We start from the raw sequence: 19,670 nt of genomic DNA, 5'->3' as shown, positions 1-19,670 counted from the left end.
GATGAAGCTTTAATATTACAAACACCCCAATAGGGGTGTTTTTTCGTTTTAATTAGTTGCAAATAACACTAAATAGCTACTTTTATATCAAAATATAACTCAACTTAATAAATGACACCCAACGCTTCTTACGAAAAAGAGTTGGCCTTCCAAGCCGACAGAAGAAAAGCTACCACCGAATTCATTAAGCTGGTAAGCGACCTTTGGTACGACAAGACTATTGAAATCGTACTTTTCAAAAACCATAAGGTTATAGACAAAAATGTAAGTGACATTATAAATCTGCACGAATATGCAGGTGAATTTGTTCAGAAACCAATTTCCATTTTTGACTCAACCGAAATTTTACGGGCTATAAACGACATTCAACTTCCCCCTGCAAAATTGGATATTGGTAAAATCACCTATGAATACCACTCCGAAGACAATCATAACACGGATATAAAAGCCTTTGTTTTTGATAAGTTAAAGGATGCCGATGATTCTACCCCTTTAAAACCAAAAGATATTGTTCTTTACGGGTTTGGAAGAATAGGTAGGCTTTTAGCAAGAGAGCTCATGGCCAAGACCGGTAAAGGCAACCAATTACGTCTAAGAGCTATTGTAACTAGAGATGCTCATGACATTGAAATTCTTGAGAAAAGAGCCAACTTGTTACGAATAGATTCGGTTCATGGAAAATTTTCCGGTACAGTAGAAACTGATTTTGAAAACAAAGCCTTAATTATTAACGGTACTACGGTACATATGATTAGCGCTGATCGCCCTGAAAAAATAGATTACACTCAATATGGTATAAGTAACGCTCTAATTATTGATAACACGGGTGCTTTCAGAACCAAGACGGAATTAGAAAGACATCTAGAGGCTGAAGGCGCTTCTCATGTACTTCTAACCGCTCCCGGTAAAGAGATTCCTAATATAGTTCATGGAGTGAACCACAAGATGTATGACCCGGATGCTATTAAAATATTCTCGGCCGCCTCTTGTACCACCAATGCCATAACACCAATCTTAAGTGTTGTTGAAGATTCATTGGGAATTGTAAAAGGGCACCTAGAAACCATTCATGCCTATACGAACGACCAAAATTTGGTAGACAACATGCATAGCAAACATAGGCGCGGTAGGGCCGCTGCCCTAAATATGGTCATAACTGAAACCGGTGCAGGCGCTGCCGTTGCAAAAGCTTTACCTCAATTAAAGGACAAACTTACTTCTAATGCAATTAGAGTGCCCGTACCAAATGGATCTCTTGCAATTTTAAATCTTGAGATAAAAAACAAAACCTCTATTGACGGCATTAATACAATCATCAAAAAGTATGCGTTGGAAGGAGATTTGGTTGAACAAATCAAGTACTCTTTAAGCAAGGAAATGGTGTCTTCGGATATTGTTGGAACAAATGCGCCATCTATATATGATAGCAACGCAACCATTGTTAGCAATAAAGGTAAAAACATTATACTCTATATATGGTATGACAATGAGTATGGCTATTCTCATCAAGTAATTCGTTTGTCCAAATACATTGCAAAAGTTAGACGCTACACGTATTATTAATTTTTAAAGGGAAACAAGGGTAAGGTTAACGTCTTTTTGAAGGTATTTTCCATCTAATCGCAACCTTATCCTTGATTTTTTTTATTAATTGATATTATTGAATTACTTTAGTCGGCTGATATACATTAATTCAAAGAATCACTCCAACATGAAAGGCTTAAGAATCCTGTTACTTATAACGGCTTTACTAGCATATAACCTACAATTCGCCCAAGAGGAAGAAGAAACTCAAGACGCATTGTCTTTAGACAGAGGGCCAATAGATAAACAATTTGAATTTGTTTTCGTTAAATCCGGTAACTACCGTGCAGATGGAAAGAAATATGAAGTTGTTCGTACAATCTCTTTAGAAAAACTTCGCCAGAACGTTCTTGACACCCTTAAAGGGTATAACAAAAGAGCTGGTGAATTAAAAGCTACTATAGGAGGTCACGAATCTACAATTGGTTCGCTAAACGAAAAATTAGAAGAGACCACCAATAACCTTGCTGCCGTAACCGAAGAAAAAGACAGTATGTCTTTCTTAGGTATTATGGTTTCAAAAAGCACATATAATGCTATCCTTTGGACGGTTATCGCTTCACTTTTGGCGTTATTGCTTTTCTTTATCTACAGATTTAGAAACAGTAATATCTTAACACAAGAAGCCAAGACCAATTTGTCTGAACTTGAAACCGAATATGAAGACCACAGAAGACGGGCTTTAGAAAGGGAACAAAAAATTAGCAGACAACTGCAAGACGAGATTAACAAGTACAAGAAACAGAAATAATTTAAAAAGCTCCTCTCGGAGCTTTTTTTAGTTTAGAGCACTATGAGAATTTTACAAGCAAACCAATCTCACGTTCAATTGTTGGCGCCCCTGTTTGATAAGTATAGAGTATTCTACAAACAAATTTCTGACCTAAGTGCTGCCACTTCATTTCTAGAGGAACGCTTGTCCAAATCAGAATCTATCGTATTTATAGCGTTTATTGATGAAGAGCCTGCGGGTTTTGTTCAATTGTACCCAACTTTCTCTTCAGTTTCCATGAAAGCTAGTTATATATTGAATGACCTTTATGTAGATGGGCAACACAGAAAAAAAGGAATTGGAGCTACCTTATTAACTACCGCACAAGAATTCTGTACGAAAAAAGGATACAAAGGTCTTGCTCTGGAAACCGCAATTGATAATCCCGCACAAAAGCTTTACGAAAAACTAGGTTGGGAAAAAGATTCTCACGCTTTTCACTACTTTTGGCCCACTAATTCTTAGCCCAAATTAAAATGCGCATAGACATTATTACCGTATTACCCGAACTGCTGGAAAGTCCGTTTGCTGCATCTATTTTAAAAAGAGCCATAGAAAAAGGCCTCGTTGAAGTGCACATGCATAACATAAGAGACTATACGGACATGAGTTATAATCGTGTAGACGACTACCAGTTTGGTGGTGGAGCCGGTATGGTACTTATGATAGAACCTATAGATAAATGTATTACGGCATTAAAAGCCGAAAGAACGTACGATGAAATTATCTATATGACCCCAGATGGCGAGACTTTGAACCAAAGAATGGCCAACGGTATTTCATTACTTAACAACGTTATTATTTTATGTGGTCATTACAAGGGCGTTGACCAAAGGATTAGGGATGCTTTTATTACCCGTGAAATTTCTGTAGGCGATTATGTGCTTTCTGGCGGAGAACTTGGTGCAGCTATCCTTTGCGATGCTGTTATTAGATTAATTATGGAGTTCTTAACAATGAAACTTCTGCATTAACAGATACTTTCCAAGATGACCTCCTTGCCCCTCCTGTCTACACAAGACCTTCTGAATATAAAGGAATGAAGGTTCCGGAGGTACTTTTGAGTGGTAACTTCCCTAAAATAGAAGAATGGCGGGAAGATCAAGCCCTTAAAAGAACCCAAGAACGGAGGCCTGATTTACTGGAATAAGCAGGCTAAGGCTCTATACTTCAAAAAATCAACAAAATTTATTGTCTATTCTAATTTATAGAGTATTTTTGCACCCTGTTAAATTAACCTCTGACGATAATCGTGAATGTTGACCATAACATAATCAATAAAAAAATATCATGGAAGAATTATTAAAATTCGTACAAGACGAGTTTGTTCCAAAAAAAGAATTTCCAAAATTTTCAGCTGGTGACACTATTACTGTGTACTATGAAATTAAGGAAGGTGAAAAAACACGTACTCAGTTCTTTAGAGGTGTTGTTATTCAAAGAAGAGGTTCTGGTTCTACTGAGACTTTTACAATTCGTAAAATGTCAGGTACAGTAGGTGTAGAGCGTATTTTCCCAATTAACATGCCAGCCCTACAAAAGGTTGAAGTTAACAAAAGAGGTAAAGTACGTAGAGCTCGTATCTTCTACTTTAGAGGTCTTACTGGTAAGAAAGCACGTATCAAAGAGGTTCGTTCTTAAACCAATAACATATAGTAGTAAAAAATCCCGCAATAGCGGGATTTTTGCGTTATGAACAATTGTTAATATCCATGGTTTATAACATGTTGATTATTAATATGTTAAAAATCTTGGTAGCTCTAACTATTTTTCCTACTTTTATTAAACAGAAAAAGAAAATCTCTGCCTAAAGAGAAATTCCAAAACTGTTATAGAGTTTGCGTTCTTTATATTATTGTTTAGGTTTTATAAATGTTTAAAGATGTATTTCAGAGTACGCCATTTATTAAAACGAACGTATCAACAAAGGGCTGTCGCTTTTTGAGAAATGATTACGTGAACATATTTGTAAATATTCAACAGACGAAAGTCTTGGAAATATGCACAAAGATTGTGTAAACAATGAGAAGAGATATAAGTTGTAGCTTGGTCCGATGATGAAGTACAGTAAATCTCAAACGTTGAAATTGTGATGCAAATGCAATCAAGGGTTGCCGATCTGTCAGAAGAACAGGGAAGAAAGTTTGCTATATCAGTTTCTAAAAAGCCATATCAATGTACACGTACAATGATATGGCTTTTGTTTTGCCTTTTTTTTTCCTAATTCGCAAGGTTTTTGTTAAAATAGCATCTAAAGCGAATCTGCTCGCAACTAGGGCTTATCTTTTGACTCGCAAGAATACTTAATGTCGTATATTTACTTCGCTTTAAATTAAACCTTTCTTTACATGTCTAAAATTTTTTACACAAAAACAGACGAAGCTCCGGCTTTAGCTACACAGTCCTTTTTACCAATTGTAAAAGCGTTTACTAAAACTGCCAATATCGTAATTGAGACCAAAGACATTTCTTTGGCCGGAAGAATTATAGCGGTATTTCCTGATTTTCTTAAAGACGACCAAAAAATAGCGAACGACTTGGAAGAGTTGGGAGCTTTGGCCAAAAAGCCTGAAGCTAACATTATCAAGCTTCCAAACATTAGCGCTTCTGTTCCTCAATTAAAAGAAGCTATTAAAGAACTTCAAGACAACGGGTACGCTTTACCTAGTTATCCAGATGAGCCTTCTAACGAAGCCGAAAAGGATATCAAGTCTAGATACGACAAAATTAAAGGTAGTGCAGTAAACCCAGTTCTTCGTGAAGGGAATTCTGACCGTAGAGCTCCAAGAGCCGTTAAAAATTACGCTAAACAGAACCCACATAGCATGGGAGCGTGGAGCCCGGATTCAAAAACACAGGTGGCCACCATGGCTCATGGCGATTTTAAAGCCAATGAGAAATCATTGACATTACCCTCTGCTACAGCTATAAAAATAGAATTAGTTCAGAACGATGGAAAAACTCTTGTTCTTAAAGATAAATTAAACCTTTTAGAAGGTGAGATTATTGATGCCACTGTAATGAGCAAAAAAGCTCTTGTAGCATTTTTGCAAGAGCAGATCAAAGAAGCCAAAAAACAAGGAGTCTTATTCTCACTTCATATGAAGGCTACTATGATGAAAGTATCCGATCCGGTTATTTTTGGTTATGCTGTAGAGGTTTTCTTTGCTGATGTTTTTACAAAATACAAAGACACTTTTAAGGATTTAGGCATTAGCGCTAATGACGGATTAGAGAACTTGTTCGCTAAACTTCAAGAGCTACCTGCCGATAAAAGAGAGGCTATTGAAAATGATATTCAAAAAGCCGTTAATGAAGGTCCTGCTTTGGCCATGGTAAATTCTGAAAAAGGTATTACCAATCTTCATGTTCCCAGTGATATCATTATTGATGCATCTATGCCAGCAATGATACGTAGTTCAGGAAAAATGTGGAATGCCAAAGGAGAACAACAAGATACTTTAGCAGTTATCCCTGATAGCAGCTATGCCGATATATACTCTGCTACCATTGATTTCTGTAAAGAACATGGGGCTTTTGACCCTACTACAATGGGTACCGTACCTAATGTTGGCCTAATGGCTCAAAAAGCTGAAGAGTATGGTTCGCATGACAAAACTTTTGAAATTAAAAATCCATAAGGTACCGTAAAGGTTATTGATGTTAATTCTGGGAAAGTTCTTGACGAACATACGGTTGAAGAAGGTGATATCTGGCGTATGTGCCAAGTAAAAGACGCTCCTATTCAAGATTGGATAAAATTAGCTGTCTCTAGAGCTAGAGCTACCAATGATCCTGCTGTTTTCTGGTTAGATGAAAATCGCGCACATGATGTTGAGCTTATTAAAAAAGTAAATCAATATTTACCAAATTACGATACCTCAGGATTAGACATCCGTATTCTTTCTCCAAAGAAAGCTACTGAGTATACGCTTGCTAGATTAAAAGATGGTAAAGACACTATTTCCGTATCAGGAAACGTACTTAGAGATTACCTTACTGATCTTTTCCCTATTCTTGAAGTAGGTACTAGTGCAAAAATGCTATCTATTGTGCCGTTAATGAACGGTGGTGGCCTTTTTGAAACGGGTGCAGGTGGTTCAGCACCAAAGCACATGCAGCAATTTTTAGAGGAAGGTCACTTGCGATGGGATTCTTTAGGTGAATTTCTTGCATTGGGTGTCTCTCTAGACTTTTATGGAGAAAAGAACACTAATGAAAAAGCGAGGATTTTAGGTGATGCTTTAGATAGCGCTACCGAAAAATTCTTGATCAATGATAAGTCGCCTTCAAGAAAGGTAAATGAAATAGATACAAGAGGAAGCCACTTTTACTTGGCTATGTACTGGGCAGAAGCCTTAGCAAACCAAACAAAAGATGCGGAGCTACAGGCTACTTTCAAAAAAGTTTTTGAAGTAATTTCAGCACAAGAATCTAAAATTGTTGATGAACTAATGAATGCTCAAGGCAAACCTCAAGATATTGGTGGGTATTACAAAGTAAACCAAGAGCTTGTTTCAAAGGCAATGAGACCTAGCCAAACTTTTAATTCTATTTTAGATACTATCTAATTTTTAGATTTTTAGAATAGTAAAGAGGCCTCTACCAACGTAGAGGCCTCTTTCTTTTTAAAATACTGTTAACGTTTTCCCAGTAGGTGTTTTTCTGGTTACTTTTATGAAAAATTGCTCCTTAAGATGAATCAACCCACCAAGATCGCTCTTGCGGTCTTTCTGCTCTTCTTCATTGATAGCTTCTCTCAAGAACGATACACCTTAAGCGGTACTATCTCAGAGGCCTCCAGTAATGAAACCCTTATTGGTGTAACCATTGCATTTCCCGCAATACAAACTGGGGTTACAACCAATGAATATGGTTTTTACTCAATTACACTGCCTGAAGGTGAATACCAACTGCAAGTAAGTTATTTAGGCTTTCAAGATATTATTGAAACCATAACACTTAATGCAGACCAAAAGATGAATTTTTCTTTGGAAGAATCAGCTGAACAATTACAAGAAGTAGTCGTTACGGAAGATGTAGAAAAAATGAATGTTCGTGAGCCCCAGATGAGCGTAAACTCCTTATCCGTAGGTACCATTAAAAAAATACCTGTGATTTTAGGCGAAGCCGATGTAATAAAATCGATCTTACTGCTCCTGGTGTAACCAATGCAGGGGAAGGGTCTTCTGGTTTTAATGTACGGGGTGGTTCTGTTGATCAAAATTTAATACTACTAGATGAAGCCACTATTTTTAATTCCTCACACCTCTTTGGGTTCTTCTCCGTCTTTAATCCTGATGCCATAAAAGATATCAAACTTTACAAAGGGGGAATTCCTGCTCGTTATGGCGGAAGAGTATCTTCTGTTCTAGATATTTTTCAAAAGGAAGGTAATAGTAAAAAAATTAAAGTCAACGGTGGTATTGGTGCTGTAGCCAGCCGTTTACTGGTTGAAGGTCCTATTAAAAAAGATAAAGCCGCTTTTCTTATTGGAGGCCGTGCTTCATATGCTCATCTTTTCTTACCGCTTTTTGATGTAGACAACACCGCATATTTCTATGATTTGAACACCAAACTTAATTACAACATAAACGACAATAACAGTATTTTTCTATCGGGTTACTTTGGTCGTGATGTATTTAGTGTTAGTGACAGCTTTGTAAACACCTACGGGAATGCCGTTGGAAATTTTAGGTGGAACCACTTATTTTCGGACAAATTGTTTTCTAACCTATCATTAATTTATTCTAACTACTACTATGGTTTAAAATTAGATTTTGTTGGTTTTGATTGGAATTCGGGTATAGAAAACTTCAACATCAAATATGACCTGAAGCATTACGTAAATGACAAGTTTCAAATCAACTACGGCATTAATAATATCTATTATCGTTTTAATCCTGGTAAAATAGAGCCTAGCAATGCAGACTCAGGTATCATTGAAGAACAACTTACTCAAAAATATGCAAACGAATTTGCCGCTTATATTGATGTTGAGCATGATATTACAAAGAATTTAAGTCTTAACTACGGACTGCGTTTTAGCAACTTTATTCGTCTGGGGCAAGATGAAATCAATGTGTATTTTAATGACAGTCCCGTTATTTTTGACCCCGTACTAAATGTATATCAAGAAGGTATCGCTATTGATACCTACAGTGTAGAAAAAAGCGGCAGTTTAGCTACATTCAACAATTTTGAACCCCGTATTTCATTAGCATACACTTTAAATGATAATAGTTCTATAAAAGCTAGTTACACACGTCTTGCTCAATACCTACACCTCATTTCAAACACCAGCTCCCCTACTCCTTTGGATGTATGGACGCCAAGCGGACCTTTCGTGAAACCCCAACTTTTAGATCAGTACGCTGTTGGTTATTTTAAAAGTATCAGTGATGGTGAATATTCCGTGGAAACCGAAGTCTTTTATAAGGATATTCAAAACCGGATAGATTATATAGACGGTGCCAACTTAATAGCCAATGATGCTATTGAACAGGTTATTTTAAATGGAGAGGCAAGAGCCTATGGACTGGAGTTTTTACTACGTAAAAATGAAGGTAGATTTCAAGGTTGGCTAGCATATACCCTATCAAAATCCGAACAGAGAACCCCCGGACGAACAGTAGATTTGTCTGATGGTACTTCCTTTACAGAAACGGGTATAAATTCTGGAGCTTGGTACAACACGCCATACGACAAAACCCATGATGTATCTGTTTATGCAAGTTACGACCTAAACGAGAAGTGGAATTTCAATACCAATTTTGTTTTTCAAACAGGGCAACCTACGAACTACCCTATTGGGCAATTCAGTTTTCAAGGACTTACTATCCCTTACTACGGCCCAAGGAATGAAGAACGCCTACCCTCTTATAACCGTATGGATGTTTCAGCCACACTTACTCCTAAAAAGAATAAGAACAGAAAATGGCAAACGGAATGGGTTTTCAGTATTTATAATGTTTACAACCGCAGAAATGCTGCATCTATAAGTTTTAGCCGTAATGAAGATACTGGTGCCAATGAAGCGGTTCGTACCTCTATTTTTGGTATTGTTCCCGCAGTAACTTATAACTTCAAATTCTAAGTCTATGAAAAAGTTGATATATATACTTTGTATGCTTCCAATTTTTACGGCTTGTGAAGATGTTATTGAAGTTGAAGTTCCAACGGACAAAGCTAGACTGACCGTTGATGCTCTAATGCGCATAGACACCACACAGCCTTCCACAAATTATTATGCCGAAGTAAAAGTGAGTGTTTCAAGTAATTTTTTCGAAACTATAGAACCTGCGATACTGGAACAAATAAGTATCACCAATCTGGCAAGCCAAGAAAACATACCACTTTTCGAAACCTTTATTGGCAGCGGAGTATACCAAAGTGAAACCACAGTAGACTTTATGACCTCTGGCGAGCTGATTCTTTTCATACAACACGAAGGCTCTAGATATGCTGCAAGAACAACTTATGTGCCTGCAGTTCCTATTAAGAAATTAGAACAAGGAGATGCCACTCTTTTCTCTGGAGAAGAAACTGAAATTATTGTAGCATTTGATGACCAGCCCAATCAAACCGATTTTTATTTATTCGATTTTGATTTTAATGAATATTTGGTGACAGAAGACACTTTTTATCCATAAGCACCTTTGAATTTTCCTATTTCTATGATGATGACGTAAAAGAAGACATGACCATAGATATAAGTATTCTAGGTGTTGACAGGGCCTTCTACAATTATATGAACCAAATTATTGTTCAATCTGGCGGTGATCAAGGACCTTTTCAGACTCCTTCCGCAACGGTTAGAGGAAATATTCTAAACGTAACTAATATTGAAGATCTTTCAGATTTAGATAACTTAGCTTCTTCAATAGATCAAGAGAATTTTGCATTAGGTTATTTTGCGGTATGCCAAACCTTTACCAAATCTATTACCATAGAATAATCTAGTTAACTCATCTTTTAAAAGTATACTATAATTATGTCTCAAAAGAGAACGGATAAAAATATGCTCGTAAAAGGCATTAAGCATATTGGCTATACTATTGCCCTTATGTTCTTAGCACCTTGGCGTTATATATCAGGCATTTAAAAATCAAGAACACCCTTTATATTGGCCAGTTCTTATATTGGGCTTTATCATTGCTATTGGCGCAATTGCCATGGCTTTCTACAGCTTAAAAATTATAATGGATTCTTTATTTGGAAAGAAAAATGAAAAATGAATATTTACTGCTTCTTACCTACATCTCCCCATTTGTTACTTAACTGGGCATAATCATAATCTAAAACCGATTCTTGACGTTCCAGCCTAAAATCTGTAAAAGCACGTTGTAGAATATCTTCTATAAGATAATCCTCATGTACTGTCTCAGGCTGAAAAAGCTCTTTTAAGCTAATATTAAACATACTGGCGGTAGTATTATACCAAAAAGCACGCCAGCCACTACGGAGCTCCTTTACTAGCTCAAATGCAGTTTCACCGGTCTGTCTATATATTAGTTTTACCAAAATTTGACCTTCGGTACGGGTAAGTTTCTTGAGTTCCGCAGAAAATTCTTCTTCTATAAATTGCTGAATTTCTTTTGTATATCTTTTTTGATGCCTCTTTTTCTTGATTTTCGTAATACTGTCATTCAATTCTTCTAGACGTTCAGCTGCTAATTTGGCATACGGATAGACCTTTAACGTCTTTCTTCTAAGAATATAATACCGTAATTTATCCTTATAGGAACTGAATTTTAATTTCCCGAACAGATATACTTCATCCAAGTCAATAGAATTCCTGAAAATAGAGTCACCCTCTATTATAATCATCTTCTCCTTAATGGAATCCAATGGCTGTTCCTCTATTTGGGCATACCCTATAAACACGAGGTTTACTAAAAATAAAAACAAAATTGTTTTTTTCATAACCAACATTATACAAAAGCCTTGCCAAAATAACGATAAATAGGTCTGCTTATTATTAAATAAAAGTGAATATTAGTAAATTCGTATCTAAATATATACTTAATGGCTACAAAGAAAATTCTTACTAAAAAATCACTCGATTTTTTTGAAAAATATTTGAACAATGCGGCGCCAACAGGCTACGAGTGGGAAGGTCAAAAAATATGGATGGAATACCTTAAACCATATGTGGATACTTTCATAACGGACACTTATGGTACGGCCGTTGGGGTGATTAATCCTGATGCTAAATTTAAAGTGGTTATTGAAGGGCATTCTGATGAAATTTCTTGGTACGTGAACTATGTTAGCGATAACGGATTGCTTTACGTAATTAGAAACGGCGGTAGCGATCACCAAATAGCTCCTTCTAAATGGGTAAACATTCATACCAAGAACGGAATCGTTAAAGGTGTGTTTGGCTGGCCAGCTATTCACACACGCGATAAAGGAAAAGAAACACCTCCTAAATTAGATAATATTTTTATTGATATAGGTGCTAAGGACAAAGAGGAAGTAGAAAAAATGGGCGTTCATGTTGGATGTGTCATTACGTATCCAGACGAGTTCCAAGTACTTAATGGCGATAAATTTGTTTGCCGTGCAATAGATAACCGAGCCGGTGGCTTTATGATTGCCGAAGTAGCTCGTTTGCTTCATGAGAACAAGGTTAAATTGCCTTTTGGACTATATATCACCAATTCTGTTCAAGAAGAAATAGGTTTGCGTGGAGCAGAAATGATCACACAGACCATTAAGCCAAACGTTGCTATCATTACAGATGTGTGTCACGATACCACAACACCAATGATTGAACAGAAAACTCAAGGCCATACTGAAATAGGTGCCGGTCCTGTAATTTCATATGCACCAGCTGTTCAGAACAAGTTACGCGAACGCATTCTTGAAACTGCCGAAGCTAATAAGATTCCATTTCAGCGTATGGCTGCCTCTAGAGCTACCGGAACGGATACCGATGCTTTTGCATACAGCAATGGTGGCGTTGCGTCTGCACTTATTTCTTTACCGTTGCGCTACATGCACACCACGGTAGAAACTGTTCATAGAGATGATGTTGAAAACGTAATCAGGTTGATTTACGAAACTCTCCTGAATATAAAAGACGGAGAAACTTTTAGTTATTTCGATTAAAACAAATCACAACCCTCCCCAAAAAGGAGGGTTCTTTTTTTTAGATATGGATGAATTAATTGATATTCTTGATTCCGAGGGAAATGCCACTGGCAAAACGGCAATGAAATCAGAAGCACACCTTGAAGGATGGTTTCATCCTACCGTGCATATATGGTTTTACACTGGCACTGGACAAGTTCTGATTCAAAAACGGTCTAAAAACAAAGCTATCTTTCCCCTACTTTGGGATGTTTCTGTAGCAGGACATATTGGTGCTGGCGAAAACATTGAAATTTCTGCAGTACGCGAAATTGATGAAGAAATTGGTCTAACTATTCAAATAGAAGAACTAGAGAAAATAGGAATTTTCAAATCCGTTCACAGACATTCGGAGAAATTAATAGACTGCGAGTTTCACCATACTTTCCTTTGTGAACTTAGAGTACCATTGCACGAACTTAAAAAGCAAGAAAGCGAGGTTGATGACCTTGCCTTGATTTCATTAATCCAATTTTCACAAGAAACTTGGGGTCTAGCTAATCTACACAAGTATGTTCCCCATAGTACGGAATACTATAAAACTATTATAAAAAAGATTAAAAAGCGATTATAGTTTTGCTACAAAATCAAGTACAGCATCTAGAGCATACGTTTGTTGTTCACCACTTTCCATATGTTTGACGACAAAAGCATTTTCTGCCAATTCATTTTCACCGATTGAAATTACATAAGGAACATTCCGGTTATTGGCGTATTTAAACTGTTTATTAATTTTTGCATTAGACGGGTACACATCTGACTTTACACCATTTTTTCGCAAAGCGGATACTAACTTCAAAGAAGCCAAAGCTTCTTTGTCTCCAAAGTTTAAACAAAGCACTTGTAATGATTGCTCTATACTTTCAGGGAAAATACCCAACTCTTCCAATACTAAATAGATACGATCTAAACCAAAAGAGATTCCAACACCGCTAACATCTTTTAAACCAAAAATACCGGTAAGGTCATCATAACGGCCACCACCACCAATAGATCCCATTTTAACTCCCTCTGGTGCGCCTACTTCAAAAATAGCTCCCGTGTAATAATTAAGGCCGCGGGCCAAAGTAACATCAATAGAAAGTTTAGCGGACTGTAAGCCCAGCTCTTCTACAGTACTTACTATATAAGTCAACTCCTCTACTCCTTTGCTTCCTGTTTCCGAATCTTTTAAAAGATCTCTTAAGGCTTGAAGTTGTTCTAGGTTACTTCCTGAAAGAGAAAAAAGTGGTTCTACTTTGGCTATAGCCTCAGGCGTTAGTCCTCTTTCTGCCATTTCTTTCTTTACACCTTCTTCACCAATTTTATCCAACTTGTCTAAAGCCACTGTAAAATCTATCAAAAGATCTTGTGCACCAATAACTTCAGCAATACCTGAAAGAATTTTTCTATTGTTCAATTTAATATTGACGCCAGTTAACTTTAAATCAGTAAAAACGGCATCATATAACTGCACAAATTCTATCTCCTGCAATAAAGAATCAGAACCAACCACATCAGCATCACACTGAAAAAACTCCCGGAAACGTCCCTTTTGAGGTCTATCCGCACGCCAAACTGGTTGAATTTGATACCGCTTAAAAGGGAAATCAATCTCATTCTGGTGCATAACCACGTAACGCGCAAAGGGTACTGTTAAATCATAACGGAGTGCCTTTTCCGAAATCTTAGAAGTCAACACGTTTGAATTTTTTGAACTATACGTAGCATCATCAACCTTGTTAAGATAATCCCCTGAATTCAAAATCTTAAATATCAAGCGATCACCTTCATCCCCATATTTACCCATTAAAGTATCAGAATTCTCAAAAGATGGGGTTTCAATAGGCTGAAAACCAAATGTCTGAAAGTGCTTCTTTACAATATCAAAAATGTAATTTCTTTTAAAGACTTCGGAAGGAGAAAAATCTCTGGTTCCTTTTGGTATGCTTGGTTTTTGTGCCATTGGATATAATTGTGATGCAAATATAAAATTTTAGGAAGAGGGGGACCGTTTTACATGGATAATCCTCTTTCTACTCCGAAAACGAAGTTTTCTTAAAAAATAACAAGTTAAGCAGCTTAGGCGTCTATAACCTTTTCAAACCATTGGTAAAGGTCGCCTTTGGTTATAACAGCACCTTGCTCAATAAGTTGAAATTTATCCAAATTCTTATCTTCGGTATATGCTTTAGAAGCCGTTAGATATTCAACAAAATCTGATTGCCAATTCTTTTTGAACCAAGAAAACCCAATAGTAGTATTCAAATCTATATCCGGATTCATCACCTTAACAGAAATTAGTTTCATTTCCTTTTCGGCTAAATAAAAAAGATGCATCTGCTTTTCAGAAATATTCTCTAGATACTGAACTTTTGCAAGTACGCCTTCCCATACCAAATCGCTAAAAACGTCAATTTCGTCTTCAGCTACTTGTGGCTTATTCGCTTTTATTTCCTTCCACTCATCTCCAGTTATGGATTGAGTAGCCAAAAAGTTAATAAACTCTTGTTCTAGCTCTTCTAATTGCTGTTTGGTAAGCCTCGTGTATTTCATTCTGCAAAAATAAAAAGGCCGTACGAAACGTACGGCCTAATTCTTAAAAATCTTAAGTTTATTTAGAAAATATAACGTAAACCGAATTGCATTTGCCATCTAGAGAACAAACTTGAGTCATAACCAAAAGTCTCAGTAATCTGTTCATTGAAAGTATAGGTAGGCACATTGTTTGCATCAACCGATACAGATAACGGATTTAAGCTATTTGGCTGTTGGATTACACCCCAGTCACTATTCAATAAATTACCGAAATTTAAAATGTCTATGCTAAACTGAATAGTGTGTTGTTTATTTTCTGATACATTGAAGCGGTAGTCTTGCAAGAACTTCACATCCCACTTTCCTCTCCATGGCGCAAGAGCTCCGTAGCGATCAAAATACTGCCCTCTATTATCACTCATGTATTCATCTTGCTGAATGAAACGCTCAAAAGCATCTGCTTGACCAGCACCGGAAAATTGCATTTGTTGCACTTGAGCCGCTGTTGGAATATAAAGTAAATCATTATTCTGAAATGAACTATCATTATTGATGTTACCAGCATAGGTATAATTAAACCTTCCGCCTTTAGCATATTCAAAGAAGGTAGAAATAGTAGTTGACCATTTCTTGTTATTACCATAGTTGAACTGTTTTGCTCCAGCTCCAATGAATCTATGCGTATCTCCGTACTTTGAAAACGAAAGTACATCTTGGTTGGCATCTCCTAAATTCGGATTAAAATCAAAAGCATCACCTGTAATTTCCGCCTCAATAGAATTTACATCTTTGGCATTCAAATAATTATAAGCGATACTTGCAAAAAGTCCGTTATCCCAACTTTTTTGAGCTTTTAAAGATGCATTGAATATTCTGCCTTTATCAGAGTTTGTAAACACATATCCATTATTTCCTTTATCTGCATCAGTATAAACAGGTCTATTATCTCCAGGAGCATTTAAAGTCCCAGAAGGATTTCTCAATCCCCAGTTTTGAACATGTGCTCCATTAAGGTCTTTGGTATACGAAATATCAGCAGTTAAAATAACACCACTATCAAATCTATGATCCGCACCAATGTTGGTACGCCATACTTGTGGCCATTTGAAATCCGGATCAACAATTTGATAAAAGAAAAAATCTAGACCCTGTACCTGGTTTCCTAACCATACAAAAGGGAAACGACCTGTAAAAACACCACTACCACCACGTATTTGAGTAGTCTGATTTCCTTTAACATCCCAATTGAATCCTACCCTTGGCGAAATCAGAAATTTATTACTAGGTAATGTTTTTGAATCTAATGTAGTTTCTTGATTGGTCTGCGGATTAAAATAAGGAATTGTTGGATCGAAAGTAAATGGCTTCCTATCTATGTTCTCCTGAATTTTATCATCAGTATCAAAATATAAAGGCTTATCAAAACGAACACCATAAGTCAATTTGAAATCTGGAGTTACAGCCCAGTCATCTTGAACGTAAATAGAAAACTGACCCACGTTGGTTTCCGCTAATGCCCAACCACCATCATTACCTACACCGGCAGCATTACTGTTAGTAAAAATATTTTGAGCATTGGCCAATGCCGCCGCTAAAGTACCATCGGCAACATCAGTTTGAAAATCCGCTAAAGAAGGATACGATGCGAAAGCACCCACCTCTTGATTAAAATCCCCATCCTCATCATAACCATAAGCCCCTAAGTTAAAGGAGTTGTCAAATTGAAATTTCTCAAAAGAAGCACCAACCGTAAGAGTATGGTTACCCATAAAATAATTGAAATTGTTCGTAATCTGAAATACTTTCTGATCTAATGTATTATTAATAGAAAAAGGCTCATGCCCAGCAATGATATAATTACTATTAGCTCCATCTTGAATGGTAATAGCAGGCATAGGGGAAGAGAGTGCATTTCTAAAATCATCAAAATGAGAATACCCAACTTGTAATTTATTTGTTGCATTATCACCAAAAGTAGAGTTCAGCTCCACCTGAAATGATTGAATATTGTTATTGATTTCGTAACCGGAATTCTCAAATTGCAAAACTTGAAAACTAGGCCCTCTCACACCCAGTGCTGTAGGGTGAGCTGGCTGCTCTCTTGATGACTTCAAGAAGTTATATATTACTGCTAAACGATGATTATCATTAACGTTCCAGTCTAATTTAAAAATACCTTTCGTTGATTCAGCTCCATAAGTAAACCCATCATATCTTCCCGTATCATAACCCAAACCTGATAGTGCAGACTGGACAGACATTAAATCACTTTCTAAAACCCTAGATTCGTTAATAGCACCAGAACCCGTATTAGGAACCCAACCGCTAGTACCTAAATCATCTCTTTGATCGCGTTCAAAATTGGCAAAGAAAAAGAGTTTGTTTTTTATTATTGGACCACCAATACTAACACCATATTGATTTTGCTTCAAGTCTGGCTTTACTACATCTTCTCCTTTTATCTTACCACCGGTAAGGCTTTCATTTCTAAAAAAACCGTAAACACTGCCATGAAACTCATTTGTACCACTCTTGGTTACCGCATTAACAGTAGCTCCGGTAAAACCCGATTGCGTAACATCATAAGGAGCCAAAGACACCTGAATCTGATCTATAGCATCTAAAGATATTGGCTGTGATCCCGTTTGACCACCAGGACTAGGTGCATCCAAACCAAAAGGGTTACCAAAGAAAGAACCATCTAAAGAAAAGTTATTGTATTGATCATTACGACCACCAAATGAAAGACCTCCTGTACTCAGGAGTTCCTGAAGCACTAGGCTCTAATCGTGTGAAATCTTCCGCAGATCTAGAAATAGTTGGTAGTTTGGTAAGTTCTCTTCTTCCAACACTGGTTTCAGAACCGGTACGATCACTTCCAAATGTTCCTCCGCGATCTGAGATTACCACTACTTCATCCAAAGCTTGGCTCTCAGTTGCTAGAACAGCATCTAAAGTAAAAGTCTTTCCTAAAGACAAGTAGATGTCGTTTAAGGTCTGTTCCTTAAAACCTACATAAGAAATTGTTACAATGTATGGCCCACCAACCCTAAGGTTTAGGATTTTAAAAAGACCATCTTCATTTGTAATGGCACCTGATTTTGTGCCTGTTGGAGTATGCACAACTACTACGTTGGCACCTAATAAAGGTAAATTTTGATCATCGACCACCGTTCCGCTCATATTAGAGGTGGTGACCTGCGCAATTGCACTAAAAAAAGTGAAGAATAGAACAACACTTAAAGGGACTTTGTAAGACATAATCATTTGTTTGAGTTAGTCCTACAAAAAAGAACAAAAAAAAGAGCTATGCAAGCACAGCTCTTTTAAGTTATAAGTTGTTATTAACCATTATTTCTTGGCAGCAACAACTTCAAAAGGGAATTCTACTACAACTTCCCTATGTAATCTAATCTGTGCATTGTAAGGACCGGTACGCTTAACGGCACCACCTTGAATACTGATAAACTTTTTATCGATACTGTGACCTTCTTTTTCAAGAGCTGCAGCAAGATCAATTGTAGTAACCGATCCAAACAACTTGTCAGCTGTACCTGTTTTAGCAGAAATTTTCATTTCCAAAGCTTTAAGAGCTTCAGCAGTTTTGCTAGCAGCATCAACAACTTTTTTCTCTTTGTGAGCTCTTTGTTTTAAGTTCTCAGCTAATACCTTTTTAGCAGAAACAGTAGCCATTTCGGCTAAACTTCTTGGAATAAGGTAATTTCTACCGTAACCGTTTTTTACGTTTACAATATCGTCTTTAAAGCCTAAATGCTCTACGTCTTGTTTTAGTATAAGTTCCATTTTGCCTTAAAATTTATTTTAATAAATCGCCTACGTATGGCATGAAAGCCAAATGACGTGCTCTTTTGACCGCTTGAGCCACTTTGCGTTGGTATTTTAAAGAAGTTCCAGTAAGTCTTCTAGGTAACAATTTACCTTGTTCGTTTACCAACTTCATTAAAAAGTCCGCGTCTTTGTAATCGATATATTTAATACCTGATTTCTTGAAACGACAATACTTCTTCTTAGTATTAGTTTCAATGTTCAATGGAGTTAAATAACGGATTTCACCGTCTTTTTTCCTTTTGCTTGTTGTTGTAATGTTGCCATAATTCCTTATGCTTTAGCTTTTAACCTTGTTCTTCTTTTCTCAGCCCACTCAATAGCGTGCTTGTCTAGTTTTACTGTCAAGAAACGCATGATACGCTCATCCCTTTTGAACTCTTGCTCATAAGGAGTAATAACTTCACCTGTGCTGGTGAATTCGAACAAGTGGTAAAAACCACTTTTTTTGTGCTGGATAGCATAGGCCAATTTCTTAAGCCCCCAATTTTCTTTGGAGACCATTTTGGCGCCATTTTTAATTAAGAAATCTTCAAATTTCTTAACTGTTTCCGCTACCTGATCATCAGAAAGCACGGGATTCAAAATGAAAACAGTTTCGTAATGGTTCATAAATGTATATTTTTTAGGAGTGCAAAAGTAACAATTTTTATTAGACTTTACAAGAAAAGCGGAATTTCTTCGTTATACTTTGACAATCCTAAAATCTTACATAACCAAATCTTAACCTATGTCATTACAAATTACAACAAAAAGAAGCCCAAGTTTACAATATTATTGTATTTAGACAGGTTTTTTTAGTATTTTGTCGATG

General features: G+C 36.7%; 15 protein-coding genes and 5 pseudogenes. 13 read left to right on the top strand and 7 right to left on the bottom strand.

Translation table 11 applies throughout. The annotated features are described in order from the left end of the window. Nucleotides 1–111 precede the first annotated feature (111 nt). From Q5W13_RS17200 to Q5W13_RS25255, 11 genes and pseudogenes are all read left to right on the top strand, one after another. Entirely contained in the window at nt 112–1,563 is a 1,452-nt protein-coding gene (locus Q5W13_RS17200; protein ID WP_304443837.1) for a glyceraldehyde-3-phosphate dehydrogenase, read from the top strand. A 148-nt stretch (nt 1,564–1,711) separates the two neighbouring features. Next, nucleotides 1,712–2,335, top strand: coding sequence for a tRNA (guanine-N1)-methyltransferase (locus Q5W13_RS17195; protein ID WP_155595867.1), 624 nt, complete (start codon nt 1,712–1,714; stop codon nt 2,333–2,335). Nucleotides 2,336–2,377: 42 nt separating this feature from the next. After that, nucleotides 2,378–2,821: a GNAT family N-acetyltransferase gene (locus Q5W13_RS17190; RefSeq protein ID WP_304443836.1), complete on the top strand. Its 444-nt coding sequence runs from the start codon at nt 2,378–2,380 to the stop codon at nt 2,819–2,821. Nucleotides 2,822–2,832: 11 nt separating this feature from the next. Continuing rightward, a pseudogene (gene trmD / locus Q5W13_RS17185) lies at nt 2,833–3,506 on the top strand (tRNA (guanosine(37)-N1)-methyltransferase TrmD). Between the two features lie 140 nt (nt 3,507–3,646). Beyond that, nucleotides 3,647–3,997 (top strand): 50S ribosomal protein L19, encoded by a 351-nt coding sequence (gene rplS, locus Q5W13_RS17180; RefSeq protein WP_155595864.1) that lies wholly within the window; start codon nt 3,647–3,649, stop codon nt 3,995–3,997. Nucleotides 3,998–4,704: 707 nt separating this feature from the next. Continuing rightward, nucleotides 4,705–6,927 (top strand): annotated as a pseudogene (locus tag Q5W13_RS17175) (NADP-dependent isocitrate dehydrogenase). 126 nt (nt 6,928–7,053) lie between these two features. Then, a pseudogene (locus Q5W13_RS17170) lies at nt 7,054–9,452 on the top strand (TonB-dependent receptor). A gap of 4 nt (nt 9,453–9,456) precedes the next feature. Continuing rightward, nucleotides 9,457–10,008 (top strand): hypothetical protein, encoded by a 552-nt coding sequence (locus Q5W13_RS17165; protein WP_304443835.1) that lies wholly within the window; start codon nt 9,457–9,459, stop codon nt 10,006–10,008. Between the two features lie 47 nt (nt 10,009–10,055). Beyond that, nucleotides 10,056–10,313 carry a hypothetical protein gene (locus tag Q5W13_RS17160; RefSeq protein ID WP_304443834.1) on the top strand — a complete coding sequence of 86 codons (258 nt, stop codon included), beginning with the start codon at nt 10,056–10,058 and terminating at the stop codon, nt 10,311–10,313. A gap of 36 nt (nt 10,314–10,349) precedes the next feature. Then, nucleotides 10,350–10,460 carry a DUF6095 family protein gene (locus tag Q5W13_RS25260; protein ID WP_368662296.1) on the top strand — a complete coding sequence of 37 codons (111 nt, stop codon included), beginning with the start codon at nt 10,350–10,352 and terminating at the stop codon, nt 10,458–10,460. 37 nt (nt 10,461–10,497) lie between these two features. Next, complete coding sequence (locus Q5W13_RS25255; protein WP_368662295.1) at nt 10,498–10,593, top strand: DUF6095 family protein; 96 nt, start codon at nt 10,498–10,500, stop codon at nt 10,591–10,593. Nucleotides 10,594–10,597: 4 nt separating this feature from the next. Here the strand turns inward: Q5W13_RS25255 and Q5W13_RS17150 are convergent, their stop codons facing one another. Next, entirely contained in the window at nt 10,598–11,281 is a 684-nt protein-coding gene (locus Q5W13_RS17150) for a DUF4294 domain-containing protein (protein ID WP_304443833.1), read from the bottom strand. A 102-nt stretch (nt 11,282–11,383) separates the two neighbouring features. Here Q5W13_RS17150 and Q5W13_RS17145 point away from each other — a divergent pair, with 102 nt between their 5' ends. Continuing rightward, the gene (locus tag Q5W13_RS17145) at nt 11,384–12,472 is read left to right on the top strand and encodes a M42 family metallopeptidase (protein WP_194535491.1); all 1,089 of its coding nucleotides are present in this window, start codon (nt 11,384–11,386) and stop codon (nt 12,470–12,472) included. A gap of 46 nt (nt 12,473–12,518) precedes the next feature. Next, nucleotides 12,519–13,067 carry an NUDIX hydrolase gene (locus Q5W13_RS17140; RefSeq protein WP_304443832.1) on the top strand — a complete coding sequence of 183 codons (549 nt, stop codon included), beginning with the start codon at nt 12,519–12,521 and terminating at the stop codon, nt 13,065–13,067. On the opposite strand, the gene hisS is transcribed toward Q5W13_RS17140, so the two are convergent. From hisS to rpsF, 6 genes and pseudogenes are all read right to left on the bottom strand, one after another. After that, nucleotides 13,062–14,438, bottom strand: coding sequence for a histidine--tRNA ligase (hisS, locus tag Q5W13_RS17135; protein WP_304443831.1), 1,377 nt, complete (start codon nt 14,436–14,438; stop codon nt 13,062–13,064). The two genes, Q5W13_RS17140 and hisS, sit on opposite strands and share 6 nt — an antisense overlap. 116 nt (nt 14,439–14,554) lie before the next feature. Next, nucleotides 14,555–15,028: a DUF6495 family protein gene (locus Q5W13_RS17130; protein WP_155595855.1), complete on the bottom strand. Its 474-nt coding sequence runs from the start codon at nt 15,026–15,028 to the stop codon at nt 14,555–14,557. 62 nt (nt 15,029–15,090) lie between these two features. Then, nucleotides 15,091–18,271: pseudogene (locus Q5W13_RS17125) on the bottom strand (TonB-dependent receptor). Nucleotides 18,272–18,361: 90 nt separating this feature from the next. Then, nucleotides 18,362–18,814: a 50S ribosomal protein L9 gene (gene rplI, locus Q5W13_RS17120; RefSeq protein WP_155595853.1), complete on the bottom strand. Its 453-nt coding sequence runs from the start codon at nt 18,812–18,814 to the stop codon at nt 18,362–18,364. Between the two features lie 13 nt (nt 18,815–18,827). Next, nucleotides 18,828–19,123 (bottom strand): annotated as a pseudogene (rpsR, locus tag Q5W13_RS17115) (30S ribosomal protein S18). Nucleotides 19,124–19,129: 6 nt separating this feature from the next. Then, nucleotides 19,130–19,468 (bottom strand): 30S ribosomal protein S6, encoded by a 339-nt coding sequence (rpsF, locus tag Q5W13_RS17110; RefSeq protein WP_155595851.1) that lies wholly within the window; start codon nt 19,466–19,468, stop codon nt 19,130–19,132. Nucleotides 19,469–19,670 lie beyond the last annotated feature (202 nt).

The sequence above is a fragment of the Zobellia laminariae genome, assembly GCF_030553095.1.
In the GTDB taxonomy this organism is placed as follows: Bacteria; Bacteroidota; Bacteroidia; order Flavobacteriales; family Flavobacteriaceae; genus Zobellia; species Zobellia laminariae.
Note: the sequence above shows the minus strand (reverse complement) of the source record. Positions and strands in the feature narration are given on the sequence as shown.